This window comes from Rhodanobacter thiooxydans, from assembly GCF_021545845.1.
Lineage (GTDB): Bacteria > Pseudomonadota > Gammaproteobacteria > Xanthomonadales > Rhodanobacteraceae > Rhodanobacter.
This window is the reverse complement of the sequence record NZ_CP088923.1, coordinates 3,945,912-3,966,639: the sequence shown is the minus strand read 5'-3', so window position 1 is coordinate 3,966,639 and position 20,728 is coordinate 3,945,912. Positions and strand designations below refer to the sequence as shown.

The window sequence follows — 20,728 nt, the reverse complement described above, 5'->3', positions numbered from 1 at the left end:
GGCGGCGCCGCGCCATGCAAGCGGCTTCATGCCTGGCGCGGCCAGTTGAGCTCCACGTCGTGCTCCGCGCCGTCGTCGGCGAGCGGGATGCGGCCGTCGGGCTGCATCTCGCCGTCCAGCCACAGCGTGCTCGGCGTGCCGGCGTCGCTCTGGTGCAGGCGGATGCGGTAGAGCGTGCCGCGGTGGCGGTAGTCCAGCTCGAAGCCTTCCCACTCGGCCGGCAGCACCGGCGCGAAGCGCAGCTGGCCGGCTTCCAGGCGCAGGCCGAGCAGCGATTCCACGATCAGCCGGTACATCCAGCCGGCGGAGCCGGTGTACCAGCTCCAGCCGCCGCGGCCGATGTGCGGGGCGACCGCATAAACGTCGGCGCTGACCACGTAGGGCTCGACCTTGTACACGTCCATTTGCGCGGCGTCGATGCCGTGGTTGACCGGGTTGATCATGTGCAGCAGTTCCCACGCGCGGGCGCTGTCGCCGAGTTCGGCGAAGGCCATCGTGGCCCAGATGGCGGCGTGCGTGTACTGGCCGCCGTTCTCGCGTACGCCGGGCAGGTAGCCCTTGATGTAGCCCGGGTCCATCGCGGATTTGTCGAACGGTGGCCGCAGCAGCTGCACCAGGCCGGCGTCGCGGCGCACCAGGTGGGCGTCCAGCGAGTCCATCGCCTGCCGCTGGCGCTCCGGCGCGCCGATGCCGGACAGCACCGACCAGCTCTGCGCGATCGAGTCGATACGGCATTCGTCGTTGCTGCTGGAGCCGAGCGGCGTACCGTCGTCGAAGTAGGCGCGGCGATACCAGGCGCCGTCCCAGCCGTGCTGCTCCAGTGCGCTGCGCAACTTGACCACTTCGCCTTCGCAGCGTTGCGCGAACGGCTCGTCGCCATGCAGCCGGGCCACCTCGGCGAAGCGCTGCAGCACGTCGCAGCAGAAGAAGCCCAGCCACACGCTCTCGCCGCGGCCCTGTTCGCCGACCCGGTTCATGCCGTCGTTCCAGTCGCCGCCGCCGATCAGCGGCAGGCCGTGCGCGCCGCGTCGGGCGAAGCTGCGCTCGATGGCGCGTACGCCATGCTGGTACAGCGTTTCGCGTAGGGCCGATGGCTGCGGCAGGTCGTAGTACGACTCCTCGCCCTCGTGCAGCAGGCGGCCCTCGATGTAGCCGACGTACTCTTCCAGCACGCCGCGGTCGGCGCTGGCCAGCACGTAGCGCGCGATGGCCAGCGGCAGCCACAGGTAGTCGTCGGAACAGGTGGTGCGCACACCGCGATCCAGCGGCGGGTGCCACCAGTGCTGCACGTCGCCTTCGGCGAACTGGTGCGCGGCGCACAGCAGCAGCTGCGCGCGCGACAGTTCCGGTGCGGCGTGCAGGGTGGCCATCGAATCCTGCAGCTGGTCGCGGAAGCCGAATGCGCCGCCGCTCTGGTAGTAGCCGCTGCGCGCCCACAGCCGGCAGCCGATGGTCTGGTACAGCAGCCAGCCGTTGGCGAGCACGTCGAGCGAGGGCTCCGGCGTGCGCACCTGCACCGCACCGAGCACGCGCGCCCAGTGCGCGCGCACCTTGTCCAGCGCGTCGGCGGCGCTGCCGCTGCCGCGGAAGCGCTGCACCAGCGCGCTGGCCTCGGCGGCGTCGCGCCCCAGACCGAGGCGGAAGATCAGCCGGCGCTGCTCGCCCTCGCCCAGGCTCACCATCGACTGCAGCGCGGCGCAAGGGTCCAGCCCGGCGCCGAGCCGGCCGGACAGGTGCGCGCGGGCCAGCCCGGCCGGTGCGCGCATGCTGCCGTTGCGGCCGAGGAATTCGCTGCGGTCGCCGCCGATGCCGCGCTCGGGGTCGTCCACGTCGAAGAACGCCACGCGGTTCGGGAACTCGCTGTTGTACGCGTTGCGCGCGAACAGCGCGCCGCTGGCCGGGTCCGATTCGGTGACCACGTGCATCGAGGTCTTGCCGCGCAGGTCGCCGAGCAGCCACTCCACGTAGCCGGTGACGCTGAGTCGGCGTGGCGCGCCGGAGTCGTTGCGCAGGTGCAATACGGAGAACTTCACCGAAGCGTCCAGTGCCACGTAGACCCACAGCTCGGAGTGGATGCCGTCCTCGTGGTGATCGAACACGCTGTAGCCGAAGCCGTGGCGAGTGGTGTAGCTGCCGCTGCCGCGACACGGCAGCGGCGTGGGCGACCAGATCTGGCCGGTGTCCTCGTCGCGCAGGTACAGCGCCTCGCCGCCGCCGTCGCCGACCGGGTCGTTGTGCCAGGGGGTGAGGCGGAACTCGTGCGCGTTCTCGCCCCAGCTGTAGGCGCTGCCACTCTCGGAGATCACCGTGCCGAACTGCGGGTTGGCCAGCACGTTCGCCCACGGCGCCGGCGTGCTGTCGCCGGCGGCCAGGATGATCACGTACTCGCGGCCGTCGTGGCTGAAACCGCCGTGCGGATTGGCCAGCTGCAGTGCCGGTGCGCCGGCGCCGCCGACGGGCGTGGCGCTGGCGATGCGCCGCGGCCGGCTCGGCTCGAAGCGCGGCGCATGGGTTTCCACCTGGCGCCGACCGATCTGCTCGGCCAGACTGCCGCGGCTGTCGTTGAGCACGATCCGCGCGCTGGCCAGCATCACCAGCCGGTCCTCGCCGGACAGCTGCTGCCCCGAGCGCACGAAGATGCCGCCGGGGCGGTCGAGCAGGCTGGCCTCGCTGCCCGAGGCGATCAGGCCCATGATCAGGTCGTGCAGTTCCTGCCGGTAGCCGGCGCGGTCCTCGTTCCAGATCATCAGGTCCACCGCCAGGCCCTTCTGGCGCCAGTACGCGTGCGCCTGCACCAGCTGGCGCACCAGCTCGATCCGCGACGGGCTGGCGATCTGCAGCAACACGATCGGCAGGTCGCCGGAGACTGACTGCCCCCACAGCCCGCTCTGCCCGCGCCGGTTGCCGCGCAGCACGGCCGGCTCGGCGCGCAGGCCGGCGTTCGGGTAGAGGATGCCGGTGGCCATGTGCTCGTACAGCTGCGCATCGGCGAGGCTGGCGTTGAGCTGGCGCAGCAGCACCTGGCTGTGCGTCCAGGCCAGGTCGAACACACGGTCGGCGAGGTGGCGGTCGCGGTACTTGCCGATCAGCTGCAGGCAGTCGTCGCGCTGCTCGGCGTAGCCGGTGACGAAGTCGATGGTGGCGGTCTGCTCCGGCTCCAGCGTGATGCGGCAGCGGATCGCCACGATCGGGTCGAGCACCGAACCGGCGCTGTCGGACAGCCGCGCCTGCTCGCGGTCGAGCGCCTGCGGTTCGGCCGTGCTGCGGCCGCGGCCGATGAAGCGGGCGCGGTCGGTCTCGTAGGAGATCGTGTCGATGTCGGCGTCGTGCACCGCCAGCAGGTGGAACATCCACGGCACCAGCTCGTCGGCGCTGCGCGGCCGGCGCGTGCACACGATCGCCTGCAGCGCCGGCACCAGCTCGGTCTGCACGAACAGCTTGCTGAAGGCCGGGTGCGCCGCGTCGGCGAGCGGCGGCGCCAGTACCACCTCGGCGTAGCTGGTCAGCTCGATCGTGCGCCGCGTGCGGCTGCGGTTGCCGATGCGCGTGCGGCGCAGCTCGATGTCGTCTTCCGGCGACACTACGATCTCGGTGTGCGCGTCGAACTCGCGCTCGCGCACGCGGAACTCGGCGCGCGCGTCGGAGAAGATCGCCTCGAACTGCTCGGTCTTCTTCAAGGTGGGCTGGTAGGCGGTGGACCAGCACTCGCCGCTAGCCACGTCACGCAGGTAGCAGAACATGCCCCAGGCGTCGCGCGTGATGTCTTCGTGCCAGCGCGTCAGCGCCAGCTCGCCGCGCCGGCTATAGCCGCCACCGGCGCTGGACAGCATCACGTGGTAGCGGCCATTCGACAGCAGCTGCACCGCCGGGCGCGCGCGGTCCGGGTCGGCGAACACGCGCAGCCGCGCCTCGGCCGGGCGCGGGCTGCCGTCCGACTCGGGGAAGCCGGAGGCGTGCAGGTATTCCGCCGCGGTCTTCGGCACGCGCTCCTGCAGCAGCAGGCTGGTGGCCTGGAACTGCGGGTCGGATTCGAAGCGCCGCTGCATCGGCCGGTCCAGCAGCGCATGGCCCAGCGCCAGCAGGCTCATGCCCTGGTGGTGCGCCATGAACTGCCGCACCAGCGCCGAATCCTGGCCCGGCGGCAGCCGCGCCGGGGTGTAGTCGATCGCCTCGTACAGGCCGTAGCGACCGCGCGCGCCGATCTCGGCCAGCCGCTGCAGGTTCCGCGTGGCCGCCGCCGGCGCCACCATCAGCGCCAGCGCGCTGGCGTACGGCGCCACTACCACGTCGTCGCCCAGCCCGCGCTTCAGGCCCAGCCCGGGCACGCCGAACGCGCGGTACTGGTAGGTGAAGTGCGCGTCGAGCGTGTTGTAGCCCGATTCGGAAACGCCCCACGGCACGCCGAGCTGATTGCCGTACTCGATCTGCCGCGTCACCGCGGCGTGGCAGGTCTGCTCGAGCAGGGTGCCTTCGTAGCTCGGCATTACCAGCAGTGGCATCAGGTACTCGAACATCGAGCCGGTCCACGACAGCAGCACCGGCTCGCCGCCCACGGTGGTGAGCAGGCGACCCAGCGCGAACCAGTTCTCCTGCGGCAACTGGCCCTGCGCGATGCCGACGAAACTGGCCAGCCGCGCCTCCGACGCCAGCAGGTCGTAGTAGCCGGCGTCGAGCCGGCGCTGGTCCACGTTGTAGCCGATCGCCAGCAGGTCGCGCGCGCTGTCGTAGAGGAAGCGATAGTCCATCAGCGCCAGTTCGCCGGCCTGCTGGGCCAGCTGCACGATCACGGCGAGGCGTTCGCGCGCGCGTTCGCGCACGCCCTCGGCGTCGGCCCCGGCGGGCCACACCAGCGGTTCGATCCGCGCCAGCTGGCGCAGCGTGGGGATGCCCTCGAAGCCGGCCGCGTCGTCGGCCGGCGGGTCCAGCTCGAACGCGGCGGCCTCGGTGCACAGTTCGTCGCACTGCGCGAGCAGCGCGTCGAGCCAGAAGCGCGCCTCGCTGCCGGGTTCGGTGTCCAGCCGCGGTACCAGTGCCTGCGCGTGACCGCGCAGTTGCAGCAGCAGCGTGCTGGCCGCGCCGGTGCGCGCCGGCGGCGTGGCCAGGCTCTCCTGCAGTTGCCGGTCGAGCGGGTCCAGCGCGCGCGCGAGGTCGGGATCCAGGGTGTCACGCAGCAGCGCCAGCGTGTCGCGCAGGCCGTGCAGCACGCGCGGCTGGAACACCGGCTGGTCGGCCAGTTCCTCCAGCCCGGGGCGCAGGGTCAGCAGGTGGCCGGCGAGGTTGCCGCTGTCCACCGCCGAGACGTACAGCGGCGCCAGTGGCTGCAGGTTCTGCGTGTCGTACCAGTTGTAGAAGTGGCCGCGGTGGCGCGGCAGTTGCTGCATGGTGGCCAGCGTGTGGCCGGTGCGTTCGAGCAGGCGGCCGCTGCCGAGGAAGCCGAAGTCGTGCGCGGCCAGGTTCGCCAGCAGCGCCAGGCCGATGTTGGTGGGCGAGGTGCGGTGGGCGATCGCCGGACCGGGTTGCTCCTGCAGGTTGTCCGGCGGCAGCCAGTGCTCGGCGGCGCCGACATGGGTGTCGAAGAAGGCCCAGGTCTGCCGCGCCAGCGTGCGCAGGAAGCGCTGCTGCGCCGTGCTCGGCGCGAAGGCGCCCGGCACGCGCGGCTGGCTGATCCACCACGCGATCGCGGGTGAGACCAGCCACAGCAGCAGCAACGGCGCGGCCAGCCACAGCACCATCGGACGCTCATGCGCCAGCACCACGCCCAGCAGCAGCGCCAGTGCCGGGCCGATCCCCATCAGCCGCCACAGCGCGGCCGGCGCGTTGCCGCTGCGCCGCTCGACCTCGCTGGAGGTCTGCCACTGCAGCAGGTGGCGCTGGCTGACCGTCACCCGCCACAGCGTGCGCACGATCGCGTCGAGGTGGTACAGCGCCTCGTGCGGCAGCCACGCCAGCCCCAGCGCCATCCGCGCCAGATGCTGCAGGCCGGCCTGGAAGCCGGCGCGCAGGTGCTGGTCGAGCTGCACCTCGCGCGGCTTCTGCACCAGTTCCAGCAGGGCCGCCAGCAGCGGCGGCAGCAGCACCATCGACAGCACCGCCAGGGTCCACGACAGCACCGTGCCGATCAGCAGCCAGCCGACTATCAGCAGCACCAGCAGCGCCACCGGCACCAGGCTGCGGCGCAGGTTGTCGAGGATCTTCCAGCGCGACAGCGCGGTCAGCGCGTTGCGGCGCCAGCCATCGTGCGCGGTCGGCGCCCACGGCAGCAGCCACGGCAGCAGCTGCCAGTCGCCGCGGATCCAGCGGTGGCGACGCTTCACGTCGGCGCCGTAGCGCGCCGGGTAGCTTTCGAACAGCTGCACGTCGCTGAGCAGGCCCGCGCGCGCGTGGCAGCCTTCGACCAGGTCGTGGCTGAGGATGCGGTTGTCCGGGAAGCGGCCGTCCAGGGCGCGCTCGAACGGGTCGATCGCGTAGATGCCCTTGCCGATGAACGAGCCTTCGCCGAACACGTCCTGGTACACGTCCGAGACCATCTGCGTGTACGGGTCGATGCCGGCGTCGCTGCCATACAGCTGGGCGTAGCGCGAGCGCGCGGTGCTGGGCAGGCTGATCCCCACGCGTGGCTGCAGGATCGCGTAGCCGCTGACCACGCGGCGCAGGACAGGGTCGTACACGGCGCGGTTGAGCGGGTGGTCGATGGTGCCGACGAAGGCCTGCGCCGCGTCGCGCGGCAGCTCGGTGTCGGTGTCCAGGGTGATCACGTATTGCACCGGGTCCAGCGACGCGATGTCGCCCACGATCAGCATGAAGCGGCCGTGCGCGTTGCCGCGCAGCAGCGCGTTCAAGTCGGCCAGCTTGCCGCGCTTGCGCTCGTGGCCCATCCAGCATTGCTCGCCCGGATTCCAGCGGCGCGGCCGGTGGAACAGGAAGAAGCGGTCGGCCCGGGCGCTGGCGTAGCGCTCGTTGAGCGCCTCGATGCGCCGCTGCGCGCGCTGCAGCAGCGCCTCGTCGCCGGGCAGGGTCTCGTGCGCGGCGTCGGCGAAGTCGGTGAGCAGGGCGAAGTGCAGGTGCTCGTCGCGGTTGCCGAGGAAGCGGACCTCCAGCGCTTCGGCCAGTTCATCGACGTCCTGCGCGCCGGCGATCAGGCTGGGGATCGCCACCAGCGTGCGCGCGCTGGCCGGAATGCCGTGCGAGTAATCCATCCGCGGCAGCTGCCGCGGCGCGATCGACAGCGTGGCGATCCAGTTGAGCAGGCTCAACCCCAGCTGGCTGGCCAGGATCGCCGCGGGCACCGCCAGCGCAGCCAGCGCCCACGTCGACCAGTGCTGGTGCGCGGCGACGGCGACCAGCGGCTGCGCGAAGGCGAAGGTGAGCAACGCCAGCAGGCCCAGGTAGATCGGCAGCGGCGCGCGGTCGAAGCCGCGGCGCAGCGTCTCGCGCAGCGGCGGGTGGATGCCCAGCTGTTGTTCCAGCCGCGGCCGGCCGCGATCGATCAGGTAGTAGCCGACGTGCTGCGGCAGCGGCACGCTGCTGTCGGTGGGCGCCGCGGCCTGGCTCAGCGCGATCGCCGCCTCGGCCACCTGCAGCTCGGTCAGCCGGTGCCGTCGCGCCATCGCCTCGACCACGTGGCGATAGCGGTCGCGGGTGGCGAAATCCATCGCCGCATAGACGCCGGCCGGGTCCTCGCGCAGGCCGTGCTCGACCAGGCTGCAGTGCTCGACGAAGTCGCGCCAGTCGATCGCCGACAGCGTGCGCAGGCTGCCGATGCTGTTGCTGATCGAGACCTGGTTGGCGGCCTGCTGCTGCGCCTCCAGCTGCACCAGGTGCTCGATGCTCTGCCCCGAGGCGGCCAGGCGCTGTTCGATCCAGCTCAGCGGCAGCGCCAGCGCCGGGCTCTGGCCCTGCAGCCGGCGCGCCAACTCGGCCACGAACGGACTGTCCATCGGCGGGACCGAGCGCGCCATGTCGGCCACCACCAGCACCACCGAGTTCGGTTCGCGTTCGGCGGTGGCGGTCATCGCGTCGGCCCAGCGCGCGGCCTGGCCGCGATGGCTCCAGTCCGCCATCACCCGCGCGGCGACGCGGCGCAGGTTTTCGATCAGCGCCAGCCGCAGCATGATCGGGATCGCCCACAGCTCGCCCAGCTTCAGCGGGCTCACTTCCTGATAGGCGTCGATGAAGTGCTGCAGGATGTGCGTGTCGACCCGGCCGTCGCCGTGCGAGATGATCTCCAGCGCGATGTCGTACACCCGCGGCAGCCCAGCCGACGGCCCGCTGGCCAGCCGCGGCAATTCGCGGCTATAGCCCTTGGGCAGGTGCCGGCGGGCGATCCGGATCTGCTCCTCGATCAGATAGAAATTGTCCAGCAGCCACTCGGCGGCCGGGGTGATCCGCCGCCGCTTGCGACTGGCGTCGGTCAGCCGTTCGCAGGTGTGGGTCAGCACCGCCTCGTTGTCGTCCAGCCGCGCCAGCAGCGTATCGGGGGTGATCCGCGCGCTGAGCCGGTGCTGGCCGGCCAGCGCGCGACCGTGCCGTTCCATCTGCTCGGCGCTGAACAGTTCCGCGCGCAGCGCCGGCTCCTGCTCCGGCCGCGTGCGCGCCGCTGCACGCCGGCGGCGGAAGGCTTGCAGCCTTCGCAGCTTGAGCAGGTCGAGCAGGTTGCCGATGTTCAAAACGTTTTCCTTGGCCTCGCGGCCGCGAGGCGTTCGTGCGGACGGGTGCGGGCGGGAGCCCGTGCGCGGGCTGCGACCGCCGGCCCGCCCTACCCTAGGCGTCGGCATGTGAAGATGGCGCGCGCTAGGATGGGCACCCGCCCGAAGGAGCCCGCCCATGCCGCTGCAGATTCGCGCCGCCACGCCTGCCGACGTTCCCGCACTGGCCGCCTGGAACGCGGCGATGGCGTGGGAGACCGAGCGCAAGCGACTCGACGGCGCGACGCTGGAACGCGGCGTGCGCGGCGTGTTCGAGCAGCCGCGGCGCGGTTTCTACCTGGTGGCCGAGCACGATGGTGCGGCGGTCGGCTGCCTACTGGTGACCTACGAATGGAGCGACTGGCGCAACGGCGATTTCTGGTGGATCCAGAGCGTCTACGTGGTGCCGGCCGCGCGCCGCGTGGGCGCGTTCCGCGCGCTGTATGCCGAGGTTGCGCGGCGCGCCGCGGCGGCCGGCGCGGTCGGCCTGCGGCTGTACGTGGAAACCGAGAACGGCCGCGCGCAGGCGACCTACGAGGGACTCGGCATGCAGCGCTGCCACTACTTCATGTACGAGGCGCCGCTGGCGGTACCGGTTTTGTAGGAGCGCACCCTGTGCGCGATGCTCTTCATTTCGTGACGAAGAGCATCGCGCACAGGGTGCGCTCCTACAGGTCAGGCGTGGGGGTGGAGGCTCCGGTAAGCAGCGCCTGGAACTCTGCCGCCGGTAATGCCGCGCCGAACAGGAAGCCCTGCAGCTGCGAACAGCCGGCCTGGCGCAGGAACGCCACCTGCGCGTGCGTCTCCACGCCCTCGGCCACCACCTCCTTGTTGAGGCTGCGCGCCATTGCGATGATCGCGCTGGTGATGGTGGCGGTGTCGCGGTCGCTGGCGAGGTCGCGCACGAACACGCGGTCGATCTTCAGCGTGTCGATCGGGAAGTGCTTCAGGTACGACAGGCTGCAGTAGCCGGTGCCGAAATCGTCCAGCGACAGCCGCACGCCACGCCGCTTGATCCGCTGCAGCAGGCCGGTGGTGGCGTCGCCGCCGGACATCACCATGCGCTCGGTCAATTCCAGCTCGAGCAGGCCGGGCGCCAGGCCGCTTTCCACCAGCACCTCGTCCAGCCAGTGGTAGAACTCGGGGTGCTGGAACTGCAGCGGCGACACGTTCACCGAGACCGCGATGGCGTGGCCGAGGTCCTGCCATGCCCGTGCCTGCCGGCAGGCACGGCGCAACGCCCAGGCGCCGATCGGCAGGATCAGCCCGCTGTCCTCGGCGACCGGCACGAACTGGTCCGGCTGGTACAGCTCGCGTCCGTTCGCCTGCCAGCGCAGCAGCGCCTCGGCGCCGACGATGCGGCCGCTGTGCACGTCCACCTTGGGCTGGTAGTACAGCTCCAGCTCGTGCCGCGGCAGCGCCTGGCGCAACGCGGTCTCGATCCGTCGCCGCGCCTGCGTGCGCTCGTTCATCGACGCGGTGAAGAAGCGGTAGCCGTGCCGGCCCTGCGCCTTCACCGCGACCAGCGCGGTCTCCGCATGCTGCAGCAGGCCGTCCGGCTCGATCGCGTCGTCCGGGTATACGCTGATGCCGATGCTGAGCCGCAGGCCAAGCTCGGCCAGGCCGTCGACGCGGGTCTGCTCGCCGTGGTTGATCAACCGCTGGCCCAGGCTGGCCGCGTCGCCGACGCTCTCCAGGTGCGGCAGCACCACCACGAACTCGTCGCCGCCGTAACGGCTCAGCAGGTCGTCGCCGGACAGGCAGCGCTGCAGCTGGGCCGCGAACGCGCGCAGTACCCGGTCGCCGGCGGCGTGGCCGTGCAGCTCGTTGACCTGCTTGAAGTTGTCGATGTCGGCGTAGAGCAGCGCGGCGCGCTGCTGGCGTCGGTTGGCGGTGGCGATCGCCTGGCCGATGTGCTCGTGCAGCTGGCTGCGGTTGGGCAGGCCGGTGAGCGTGTCGTGCTGGGTGAGGTGGATCATCTTCAGCGCCAGCGCGCGGGTCTCGCTGACGTCGTGGAACACCAGTACGCCGCCGATCACGTTGCCGGCGTTGTCGTGGATCGGCGCGGAGGAGTCCTCCACCGGCGTGTCGAAGCCGTGGCGGTGGCGCAGCAGGGTGCGGCCGGCCAGGTCGACGATGGTGTTGTGGCTGATCGCCGCGCGCAGCGGATTCGCCACGGCATGGCCGCTGCGGGCGTCGAACAGCTGGAAGATCTCCTCGATCGGCCGGCCCTGCGCCTCCAGCCCGCTCCAGCCGGTCATCGCCTCGGCGATCGGGTTGAGCGAGGTGATGCACAGCTGCGGGTCGGTGGTGATCACCGCGTCGCCGATCGAGCGCAGGGTGACCTCGGCCAGTTCGCGCTCGCGGTGCAGCGCGTCCTCGAACGCCTTGCGCTGGCTGATGTCCTGGATCTGCACGACGAAATAACGCGGACTGCCATCGTCGTCGCGCACCAGGGACACGCTGAGCTGCGCGTGTACCAGGCTGCCATTCCGGTGGAAATACCGCTTCTCCAGATGGCACGATTCCAGCTCGCCTTCCAGCATCTGTGCATGCCGCATGTCGCTGGTCGCGACGTCGTCGGGGTGGGTGATGTCGCGCGTCTTGCGTGACAGGAACTCGTCCTCGCGGTAGCCGAGCATCGCGCAAAGCGCCGCGTTGACCCGCAGCCAGCGGCTGTCCGGTGCGACCAGCGCCATGCCGATCGCGGCGTGCTGGAACGCGCCGAAGAAGCGCTGCTCGCTCTCGTGCAGCTTGAGTTCCAGGTCGTGCCGCTCGGTGATGTCGACCAGCGCGGTGAAGATGCCGCAGACGCGGCCCCCGGCGTCGAAGTCGGGCTGGAAGTTGCCGTGCGCGTAGCGCCGCCGACTGCCGTCGTGCAGCTCGCCCTCGTAGCTGGCCATCTGCCCGGCGTAGGCGCGCGCCAGCGCCGTCTTGGCCAGCGCGTGGTTGCGCCGGCCGACCACGTCGACCAGGAGCTGGCCGATCAGTTGCTGCGGATCGACGCCGAGCCAGCGGCGGTGGGTGTCGTTGACGAAGCGGAAGCGCTGTTCCAGATCGAGGTAGGCCAGCAGCACGGGCGCGCCGTGCGCGACCCGCGCCGACCAGTCGGCTTCCCCGGGTAGCGATGGCGATACCTCGGCAGGCTCGTGCGGCCGCATGGTCATTCCGTCAGCAGGGCGCCCCCTGGCGGCGCCCTTGCATCATGCGCCGAGTTTTCGCCGCTGCCCAGAGCCGGTCGCGCGGAAGTTCAGTGCAGGAGCGTCGCCGGGGCGCCGAGCCGGCCGTCGGCGTCCAGCACGATGCGGCCGGATGCATGCAGTTCGGCGACGATGCCGTAACGGTCGGTCAGTTGCGCCAGCAGCGGGCCGAGTGCCTGCGGTCGCAGCGGATAACCGTGCGCCAGCGCGCGCGCCTTTCCGCCGTCGCCGCGCTGGACCACGCTGACCGCCACCACGCCGAGGCCGGGCGCCTCGTGCGCGAACAGCGTCGGCGGGTCGTAGCCCGGTTCGACCGCGGCCAGGGTTTCCAGCAGGCAGCCGTCGACCGCCGTGTCCGCCGCCAGCTCGGGCGACAGCTGCAGCGGCACATGGTGCGCATCGAGCAGCGCGGCGTACTGGCGCAGCTCGAACACGATGCCGGCGAAGTCGTGCGCGCGCTGTCCGGCGTCACCGCCGGTCTGCGTGGCCAGCCACTGCGACGGCGACTGCGCCAGCACCCTGCCGCCGGCGTAGCGCAGGGGCAGCCCGCGCGCGCTCATGGTCGCTTCCTCGTGGTCGGGCGTGAGCAGCGCTACCTCCAGCAGCGCCCACAGCGGCGCCAGGTTGACGTGCTCGTACTGCACGCAGGTCAGCGCGAGCAGGTCGTTGCGGCTGAAGTAGCGTGCATGCTCCAGCTGGATGCCGAGCGCGCGCATCAGCCAGTCGGCGGTATGCGTGCCCATCTCGCCGCGGCCGACCAGCTGCACCTCCAACTGCTCGGACAGCTCCTCAGCCTGCTCCGCCGCCACCAGCAGGCTCATCGGCAGCAGCCGCATCGGGCCATCGGCATAGGCCGACGACGGCTCCAGCGCCGGCGCCGGCATGTGCCCCTCGTGGGTGCCGAACGCCACCACGTTCTCCAGATGGCCGCGTGGCACGCGTCGCGCCAGATCCTCCAGCGTGCTCCACACCGGGAAGCCCGGCCGCAGCAGTTCGACCTGGTCGAACAGCGCGGCGGCCAGCGCCAGCCGCGCGGCGTCCACCTGCGGCACCAGCCCGTGCAGGTCGGTGGCGACCAGCGCGGCCAGCTCGGCAGCTTCGTCGCGGGTGAAGCTCATCCGCGCCGCCGGCTCGCCCGCGGCCGGTTCCAGCGCCAGCACGATGGGCAGCGCGAGCAGCGTTTTGGTTTCCACCGGCGAGGTCCGCAAGAAGACGAAGAGACGGGATTCTACCATTCAGCGATTTGGGCTTTCGCCGCGGGGCATGGCGGGTTAGCCTTGACAAACTTGAGTGGTGGACTGTCCTGAGCATGGAAAACACGCAAAAGCGCGTCGGGGTGATCGGCGGCGTGCGCATTCCGTTCTGTCGCAACAACACCGCCTACGCCGACGTCGGCAACTTCGGCATGTCGGTGAAAGTGCTCGGCACCCTGGTCGAGCGCTTCGGCCTGCACGGCGTGGAGCTGGGCGAGGTGGTGATGGGCGCGGTGATCAAGCACTCCTCCGACTGGAACCTGGCGCGCGAGGCGCTGCTCAGTTCCGGCTTGGCGCCGACCACGCCGGGCATCACCACCGCGCGCGCCTGCGGCACTTCGCTCGACAACGCCATCATCATCGCCAACAAGATCGCCGCCGGGCAGATCGAGGCCGGCGTCGCCGGCGGCTCGGACACCACCTCCGACGTACCGATCGTCTATGGCGCCCGCCTGCGCAAGCGCCTGCTGGCGATGAACCGCGCCAGGACCCCGCTGGACAAGCTGCGCGTCGCGCTGCGCGGCTTCTCGCTCGGCGAACTGAAGCCGTCGTTCCCCGGCGTGGCCGAGCCGCGCACCGGCAAGTCGATGGGCGACCATTGCGAGCAGATGGCGAAGGAATGGCACGTCACTCGCGAGGCGCAGGACCAGCTGGCGCTGGACAGCCACCGCAAGCTGGCCGCCGCGTACGACGCCGGTTTCTTCGAGGACCTGCTGGTGCCGTTCCGCGGGCTCAAGCGCGACGGCTTCCTGCGCCCGGATTCGAGCATGGAGAAGCTGGCCGCGCTGAAGCCCGCGTTCGACAAGACCTCCGGCCACGGCACGCTCACTGCCGGCAACTCCACTGGCCTGTCCGACGGCGCCGCCGCAGTGCTGCTGGCCAGCGAGGCGTGGGCGGCGCAGCGCGGCCTGAAGATCCAGGCGTACCTGCGCGACGCCGAGGTCGCCGCGGTGGACTTCGTGCACGGTGAGGGCCTGCTGATGGCGCCGACCATCGCGGTGCCGCGCCTGCTGGCGCGTCATGGCCTGCGCCTGCAGGACTTCGACTACTACGAGATCCACGAGGCGTTCGCGGCGCAGGTGCTGTGCACGCTGCGCGCGTGGGAATCGGCCGACTACTGCAAGAATCGGCTCGGCCTGGACGCGCCGCTCGGCGCGATCGACCCGGCCAAGCTCAACGTGCACGGTTCCAGCCTCGCCGTCGGCCACCCGTTCGCCGCCACCGGCGCGCGGATCATCGCCACACTGGCCAAGCTGCTGGAACAGAGGGGCTCCGGCCGCGGCCTGATCTCGATCTGCACCGCCGGCGGCATGGGCGTCACCGCGATCCTCGAGCGGTGACCGGGCAGCAGCTTCAGCCGCGATTCGCCCTGCGGGGCGCATAAAGACCGCCATGTTCCGCCTGCGCACCACCACCACGCTCAGCCTGCTCGCGCTGGCCGCCGGCGTCGCCGGTACCGGCTGGCTCAGCGAGCAGACCAGCGTCTGGCCCGGCCCGCCGGCGCGCTATGTCGTGCAGGTCGACACGCCGACCGCGATGCGCGCCGGCCCATCACCGCATCGGTCGCGCCGCTCGCCGCGCCTGGCGCCTGCGAGGCGCATGCTGCCGCCGGTGGTGGTCGCCGACGAAGCCCAGGCCGCCATCGCCGCACCCGCGCCCGAGCTGGTGCCGCTGGCCACCCCCGCCGACACCTCGCAATCGTGGGATGAGCTGCGCGGCCATCTCGACGGTCGCGTGCTGCTGCACGTTGACATCGACGGTAACGGCCGGGTCAGCGCCGCCGGCCTCGCCGAATCCAGCGGCGACCCGGTGCTCGACCAGCACGCCCTGCGCAGCGTGCGCGACTGGCGCTTCGCGGTGCCGCCGGATCATCCCGATGGGCTCAGCGGCGAGCTGCCGATGCGCTTCACCTCGCAGGGCAACCGCGTCGCGCAGTTGCCGTAGGGTTTTGTCCCAGCGCGTTGGTGCTTTGTGTTTTGTCGTTCCAGAGCGAAGAGCTTTCGTTCACGTGCACCTGTAGGAGCGCACCTTGTGCGCGATGCTCTTGCGCTTGCTGCATTCAAAGCGAGAAGCATCAGAGGCAAGGGCTTTCGTGCGCCTCCGGCGCCCGAGTTACTTTCTCTTTGCGTGGCCACGCGTACGCAGGATGCGTGCGCGAACAGCGAAGCTGGCCCGAAGGGCGAAGGGCAGGATGTCCGGAGTAAAGAGAAAGTAACCAAAGAGATAAGGCCACCCCGCTTGGCGCTTGTTGGGCATCCTGCCCAACAAGTCCGTGAGCCGGGGCCGGGCTTTTCGACAGGGCATCCTGCCCTGGCGAAAAGGAGCCGACATCCCTGTCGACTCCCGCTGCGCGGCCTGTCGACCCCGCCTCACCGCCGCGCAAGGGACCCCGGGTAGAGCAGCGGGCCATCCTGGCCCGCACTCGGTGATGAAGCTGAAAAGCAACAGCTACAGCCACAGCCACAGCCACAGCAAAGCGACGCTTTGCTGTGGCTTCTCCTCTGTTTTTGATCCGGCTCTTCTGAAGAGTGCGCGCAGGATGCGCGCTGCTCTACCCGGGGTCCCCTCTGCAGCGGCGGGCGGGCGGAGGAAAAGCCCGAAGGGTGGTTCGCATGGATGCGAACCAGTTTGTCGTCAGGGCAGGCGACGGCATGGATGCCGGAGTGGAGGCAACGCAGGAGCGGTTGCCCGATGCCCGCAAGGCGCGGAAGCGGGGTGCCCCTCTCTTTGGTTACTTTCTCTCGGGCAAGCGAAAGAAAGTGACTCGCGCGCCGAAGGCGCACGAAAGCTCTTGGCTTTGCTTCAAACAACGCAACAGGTGGAGAAAGTGATCTCGGTGGAACAGAGCGCACGGTAATGAGCGGCCCTCACAGGATGCCCTTGGCGCCCACCCCGAACGCGGTGATCAGCCGCGTGATGATCAGCTTTGGCGACAGCGCCACGTCGGGGAAGTCGCCGACCGGTTCGTAGCAGGCGTAGAAGTTCGGGTCGGTGGCGCGCAGCGGCTGGCAGCCGGGCTTGAGGTCGTAGCTGGTGGCGTAGCGGAACGGCCACAGGTCGAACAATGGCAGGCTTTCGGAGAACGAGCCGATCGCCTGGTTGATGTCGGTCAGCATCGGCACCTTCGGCTGCCGCGGCGCGATCACCCACGCGTTCTCCGGTTGCGTGCTGCGCAGGATGCTGCGGCGGAGCTGGCCGGCGAAGTCGTGGTCGTAGACGATCACGCCCGACTCGGTGTTGTAGTGGTCCGAGCGCGGGTCGAAGTTGTGCGAGCCGACCATGGCGAAGGCGTCGTCGACCACGATCGACTTCGCATGCAGGCCGAAGCGCATGCCTCCGCTTTGCAGCGGCGCCGGCCGATTGTTGCTGCCGCGGCTGCCGAGCAGGTGTAAACGCGTCTCGCTGAAGGGGCGCACGCCGGCGACTTTCGACGGCAGGTGGGTCGCGGGCATGCCGAGGTTGGCCAGTTCGTAGTCCTCACCGGCGCTGGGTGCGTGCGGCTTCAGCTCGTGGACCTCGAAGCCGAATTTCTTCAGGTAACGCTTGCGGTGCTTGTACGACATCGCGTACGCCGCGAACGCGTCGGTCGAGGCCAGCGAACTGGTGGAGACGATCACCCGCGGCGGCTCGGCGCGCCGGTGCAGCGTGCGAAAGATGTGCTGGGCGCGCTTGCTCATCACCAGGTACGGTGTCTGCAGCAGCACCTCGTGTTTCGCTTCGCCGATCATGTGCATGATGTGGTGGGTGAATTCCAGCGCGCGTCGCTTGTCCGGCTTGTCGGTCTTCGCCGGCAGGTCGCTGAAGTACTCCACCTGGCCCACCCGCAGCGAGGCATCGACCAGCCAGGCCTGCAGCCAGGCCGGGTCCTCGGCGTCCTCCTGCACCCGGGCCACGCGCGTCGGGCGGCGGTAGTGCGGGGCCGGCCAGGATGGTGGCGCGCGTTCGGTCAGGATGCGCCGGTTGACGTCGCGCAGGTGGGTCAGCGGCAGCGAGCGCGGATGGTTCCAGAACAACTCGAAGCTGGCCGCCATCTGCAGCGCGGCCGGCCCGCCGACCATCGCGTCGCGGTCGATGTAGTTGAAGGCGTCGTCCCAGTTGAAGTAGCGGTCCTGGTAGTTGCGCCCGCCGGCGATGCCGATGGCGTCGTCGACCAGCAGCAGCTTGTTGTGCATGCGCTGGTTGAACTGCATGAAGCAGCACAGGATGCCGGCGACGAATTCCAGCGGCTGGGTGCGTGCCTTGTGGAAGGTGGGGTTGTACAGCCGCACCTGCAGATTCGGACTGACCCACGCCAGCCGGTCGAGCAGGTCCGGGTCGTTGAAGGAGGACAGCTGGTCGGCCAGGATGCGCACGCGCACGCCGCGCCGCGCCGCGCGCACCAGTTCGTCCAGCATCAGCTGGCCGGCGTCGTCCTGGTCCCAGATGTAGGTCTGTACGTCGATCGAGCGGCGTGCCGCGCGCACCAGGTTGATCCGCGCGGCCAAAGCCGGCTCGGTGTCGTCGAGCAGGGTGACCACGTGCACCGGCTGCTGCGGCGTGGAGGCGGCGAACGCCTCGGTGGCTGCCGCCAGCAGCGGCGAGGGGATCGCGCAATGGTCGGTCCGGTCGCAGCTGCTGCTGCGGTCGGCACTGGCGGCGACCATCGCGTCGGCGCGGCGGATCTGCGCACGCGACAGCGTGCAGCCTTGCAGCAACAGCAGTATCAGCAGCAGCGGGAGGGCGAATCGGCGCAGGACGGGCATGCGTGGATGATACGGGGGAGGCATGCGGCGACCGTGACTGCAGGCGATGATCAACGCGCGCCTTGGGCCCGGGCGCAGGGTGGCGTCAGGGCGACCAGAACGCGTCCAGGCGGGCGTTGCCCGGTTCCAGCGCGCCGTCCAGGTGCAGCACGGCCAGCGCGCCGGGCGGCATGCCGCGGAACTCGTCGGAGCGGCCCTCGACCAGCAGGGCGACCAGCCGCTCCATGCCGGGGTTGTGGCCGACCAGCAGCACCGTGCCGGCGTCGGCGTGCTGGTCGAGCAGGGCCAGCAGCTCGCCCGGGGTGGCGTCGTAGATTTCGGTGGCCTGTTGCGGTACCGGCGCGTCGTCGATCGCGGCCAGCGCCAGCCGGGTGGTCTCGTCGGTGCGCCGGCTCGGCGAGCACAGCACCCGGTCGGGGCGCAGGCCGTGCGCGGCCAGCCACAGCCCGGCGGCCTGCGCTTCCCGCTCGCCGCGCACGCTGAGCGGACGCTGCGGGTCGTCGCCGGCGGTTTCCATCGGCACGGCTTCGGCGTGTCGCAACAGGATCAGTTCGTGCATGGAGGACTCCGGGTGTGGTGGTGCGGGGCGCGATGAACGTGGGGAAGCGCGCGCTTCAGTGCTGGCGCTTGATCCAGCGCAGCAGGGCCTTCCAGTCCTGCTGATGGCTGCGCACCTGTTCGGACTGGTAGTCGAAGATGCCCTTGCCGAGCCCGGCGAGCAGCACGTAGGCCTGGCTGTCGCGCAGCTGCGCGGCGATCGGGAACGGCGACTGCTCGGCGAGCCGGGCGAGCGCGTCCTGGCTGGCGTGGGTCCACGGCTTGAGTCGGTTGGCGACCAGCGCCACCGGCAGCTTGCCGCTGCGGACGCGCTTGACCGCCTGCAGCTCGCCGAGGAAACGCAACGTGGCGTCGAGGTCGAACGAGGACGGCAGCACCGGCACCAGCAGCACGTCGGCTGCGTCGAGGTAAGGTTCCAGTTCGCGCTCATCGGCGCCGGCGGGGGTGTCGATCAACAGTTGCTGGGTGTCCGGCGGTACCCGTTGCAGGCTGCGCCGGCCGCTGTCGAAGGCCAGCACGCCGGGAACGTTGTCCGGCCGCAGCTCGGCCCAGTGGAAGCTGGAGTGCTGCCGGTCGGCGTCGAGGATCGCGGTGTGTTGTCCCGCCTGGGCCCAGTGCGACGCCAGCTGCGTCACCAGCGTGCTCTTGCCGCAACCACCCTTGCTGCTCGCCACCAGCGTCGTAAGCATCGGATCGCCCCTGCTACGGAAGGTGGCCCAAGCCTAGCGGGAAGGCCGGGAATAGGGAATCAAGGCAGGGAATAGGGAGTAGGGAATCGGGAATCGGAAGAGCAGCCCTTGCCGCCCGGTTCGGCGTTTCCCGCTCTGGCTATTCCCCATTCTCGATTCCCTATTTCCGGCTCTGGGGCCGCCAGCCGGCAGGCGTTTCGACCGGGATGCCGTTGTCGCGCAGGGCGGCCAGCTGCAGGCTCATCTCGGTGCCGCCGCGGCGGGCCAGCGCCAGCAGGCGTTGGGCCAGCGCCGTGTCGTCCTGCGCCCTGGCCAGCAGCTGGGCGAAGCTCTGCACCTGCCAGACCAGGTTGCGGCGGGCGTCCTGCGCTTCCTGTTGCTGCGCCGGATCGTCGGCCAGCACCTCGCGCAGGTGCAGGCCCAGCGAACGCGCCAGCGGGCTGGAGCCCCATTCCAGCGTCTTGCCCAAGGCCACGCAGTCGGCCTTGATCGAGGCGTCCTCGCCGGCGTTCTCGCACAGCTTGGCGACCAGCTGCAGGGCGGGTTGCGGCTGGGTGCCGGCCAGGCCGAACGCCAGCACGGCCTGCATGCCGACGGCGCCGCCGGCGTGGGCCGGGTCCAGCGCCTCGGGCGGCGGCGGCAACGCGCCGGCCGCATTGGCCAGCGCCTGCAGGCTGATGCCGGCGTAATCGTCGTAGCGCTTCGCGGCGGCGGCCTGGCGCAGGTCTTCGCGGGCGGCCTGCTGCTGCTTGGCCCGCGCATCGGCGCCGAGCTTGAGCAGCCACACCGCGGCGTTGTCCGGGGCCCGGGCCAGCAGGTGCTGCAGGGCTTCGCCGTTCGGGCAGGCGTCGTCGGCGGCATCGCAGTCGGCCAGGCGCATCCAGTCGACCGCCGCGTCAGCGCCTTCGGCCTGCGCGGCGCGCTCGATCAGACGATGGAAGCTGTTGCTGGGCGGCTGGTTGAACAGCGGTCGCGCCAGCAGGGCCGCGCCGAGCAGCCGCGACGAATCGCCGCTGGGGGCGAGCACGCTGACCAGGTCGCGCTGGAAGGCGAGCTGGGCCCAGTCGCGGGCCTGCGCCGCCTGGTCCGGCGTGCCGCGGCTCTTGCCGGCCGGGGGCTTGCCGGCGAATGCCGGCGCAACGGCCAGCGACCACGCGAAAATCAGGGCGAGGCAATGCCGTCCACGCATCATGAGTTCGACTCCGCAGGCGAACAAAGCGCGCAGCATACCCTGCGCGGATTAAGCGCGGCTGATCCGCCCGCCGGCGAAGGCGGACCAGTGCGGCAAGGCTTGCTAGGATGGAAATCCCCCGGCGCAGGGCCGCGCCCTCCATGCCATCGTTCGGGAGACGCGTAGTGGATCATCTGTCGACGTTCGCCGGCGGCGCACCCTGGTTTGTCGGCTGGGGCACGCTGGCCCTGATCAATGCCGCCCTGGCACAAGGCAAGAACCGCAGCGGGCTCATCTGGTTCCTGCTGTCGCTGCTGTTCGGCCCGCTCGCCACGCTGCTGCTGGTGCTGCTGCCGAAGGTGCGCTCGAAGATGTTTTGAGCGACGGGATTCGGGAGACGGGATTCGGGATCCGAAAGAGCAGCGGTATCG

At 70.6% G+C, this 20,728-nt stretch carries 12 protein-coding genes; 5 read left to right on the top strand and 7 right to left on the bottom strand.

Annotated elements, in window-relative coordinates; translation table 11 throughout:
* Positions 1–26 precede the first annotated feature (26 nt).
* The gene (locus tag LRK53_RS18015) at positions 27–8,666 is read right to left on the bottom strand and encodes a glycoside hydrolase family 94 protein (protein WP_027491599.1); all 8,640 of its coding nucleotides are present in this window, start codon (positions 8,664–8,666) and stop codon (positions 27–29) included.
* A 157-nt stretch (positions 8,667–8,823) separates the two neighbouring features.
* On the opposite strand from LRK53_RS18015, the gene LRK53_RS18010 reads away from it, so the two are divergent.
* Positions 8,824–9,288 (top strand): GNAT family N-acetyltransferase, encoded by a 465-nt coding sequence (locus LRK53_RS18010; protein WP_027491598.1) that lies wholly within the window; start codon positions 8,824–8,826, stop codon positions 9,286–9,288.
* 64 nt (positions 9,289–9,352) lie between these two features.
* On the opposite strand, the gene LRK53_RS18005 is transcribed toward LRK53_RS18010, so the two are convergent.
* Both LRK53_RS18005 and LRK53_RS18000 read right to left on the bottom strand, forming a co-directional pair.
* Positions 9,353–11,845: a sensor domain-containing protein gene (locus LRK53_RS18005; protein WP_027491597.1), complete on the bottom strand. Its 2,493-nt coding sequence runs from the start codon at positions 11,843–11,845 to the stop codon at positions 9,353–9,355.
* An 89-nt stretch (positions 11,846–11,934) separates the two neighbouring features.
* Positions 11,935–13,077, bottom strand: a complete 1,143-nt coding sequence (locus tag LRK53_RS18000) for a hypothetical protein (protein ID WP_027491596.1) — start codon at positions 13,075–13,077, stop codon at positions 11,935–11,937.
* A gap of 116 nt (positions 13,078–13,193) precedes the next feature.
* On the opposite strand from LRK53_RS18000, the gene LRK53_RS17995 reads away from it, so the two are divergent.
* The 3 genes from LRK53_RS17995 (at position 13,194) to LRK53_RS17985 (ending at position 15,968) form a co-directional block, all read left to right on the top strand.
* Positions 13,194–14,477 carry an acetyl-CoA C-acetyltransferase gene (locus tag LRK53_RS17995; protein WP_027491595.1) on the top strand — a complete coding sequence of 428 codons (1,284 nt, stop codon included), beginning with the start codon at positions 13,194–13,196 and terminating at the stop codon, positions 14,475–14,477.
* Positions 14,478–14,529: 52 nt separating this feature from the next.
* On the top strand, positions 14,530–15,081 hold the full coding sequence (locus tag LRK53_RS17990; protein WP_027491594.1) for an energy transducer TonB family protein: 552 nt from the start codon (positions 14,530–14,532) through the stop codon (positions 15,079–15,081).
* A 668-nt stretch (positions 15,082–15,749) separates the two neighbouring features.
* A complete protein-coding gene (locus LRK53_RS17985; RefSeq protein WP_185754541.1) occupies positions 15,750–15,968 on the top strand; it encodes a hypothetical protein in 219 nt (72 codons plus the stop codon).
* Between the two features lie 36 nt (positions 15,969–16,004).
* Here LRK53_RS17985 and LRK53_RS17980 read toward each other — a convergent pair whose 3' ends face one another.
* The 4 genes from LRK53_RS17980 to LRK53_RS17965 form a co-directional block, all read right to left on the bottom strand.
* Positions 16,005–17,879, bottom strand: a complete 1,875-nt coding sequence (locus LRK53_RS17980) for a phospholipase D-like domain-containing protein (RefSeq protein WP_235642423.1) — start codon at positions 17,877–17,879, stop codon at positions 16,005–16,007.
* A gap of 85 nt (positions 17,880–17,964) precedes the next feature.
* Entirely contained in the window at positions 17,965–18,438 is a 474-nt protein-coding gene (locus LRK53_RS17975) for a SixA phosphatase family protein (RefSeq protein ID WP_008438834.1), read from the bottom strand.
* Positions 18,439–18,493: 55 nt separating this feature from the next.
* A complete protein-coding gene (locus LRK53_RS17970) occupies positions 18,494–19,126 on the bottom strand; it encodes a ParA family protein (RefSeq protein WP_008438833.1) in 633 nt (210 codons plus the stop codon).
* 160 nt (positions 19,127–19,286) lie between these two features.
* Positions 19,287–20,318, bottom strand: a complete 1,032-nt coding sequence (locus LRK53_RS17965) for a hypothetical protein (protein ID WP_027491168.1) — start codon at positions 20,316–20,318, stop codon at positions 19,287–19,289.
* 164 nt (positions 20,319–20,482) lie between these two features.
* On the opposite strand from LRK53_RS17965, the gene LRK53_RS17960 reads away from it, so the two are divergent.
* Complete coding sequence (locus LRK53_RS17960; protein WP_027491169.1) at positions 20,483–20,677, top strand: hypothetical protein; 195 nt, start codon at positions 20,483–20,485, stop codon at positions 20,675–20,677.
* Positions 20,678–20,728: the final 51 nt, after the last annotated feature.

Bases quoted from the DNA above. Each gene is read 5' to 3' on its own strand.
- LRK53_RS18010 (WP_027491598.1), top strand. From the start codon at position 8,824: ATGCCGCTGCAGATTCGCGCCGCCACGCCTGCCGACGTTCCCGCACTG.
- LRK53_RS18005 (WP_027491597.1), bottom strand. From the start codon at position 11,845: ATGCGGCCGCACGAGCCTGCCGAGGTATCGCCATCGCTACCCGGGGAA.
- LRK53_RS17995 (WP_027491595.1), top strand. From the start codon at position 13,194: ATGGAAAACACGCAAAAGCGCGTCGGGGTGATCGGCGGCGTGCGCATT.
- LRK53_RS17990 (WP_027491594.1), top strand. From the start codon at position 14,530: ATGTTCCGCCTGCGCACCACCACCACGCTCAGCCTGCTCGCGCTGGCC.
- LRK53_RS17985 (WP_185754541.1), top strand. From the start codon at position 15,750: ATGGATGCGAACCAGTTTGTCGTCAGGGCAGGCGACGGCATGGATGCC.
- LRK53_RS17980 (WP_235642423.1), bottom strand. From the start codon at position 17,879: ATGCCCGTCCTGCGCCGATTCGCCCTCCCGCTGCTGCTGATACTGCTG.
- LRK53_RS17975 (WP_008438834.1), bottom strand. From the start codon at position 18,438: ATGCACGAACTGATCCTGTTGCGACACGCCGAAGCCGTGCCGATGGAA.
- LRK53_RS17970 (WP_008438833.1), bottom strand. From the start codon at position 19,126: ATGCTTACGACGCTGGTGGCGAGCAGCAAGGGTGGTTGCGGCAAGAGC.
- LRK53_RS17965 (WP_027491168.1), bottom strand. From the start codon at position 20,318: ATGATGCGTGGACGGCATTGCCTCGCCCTGATTTTCGCGTGGTCGCTG.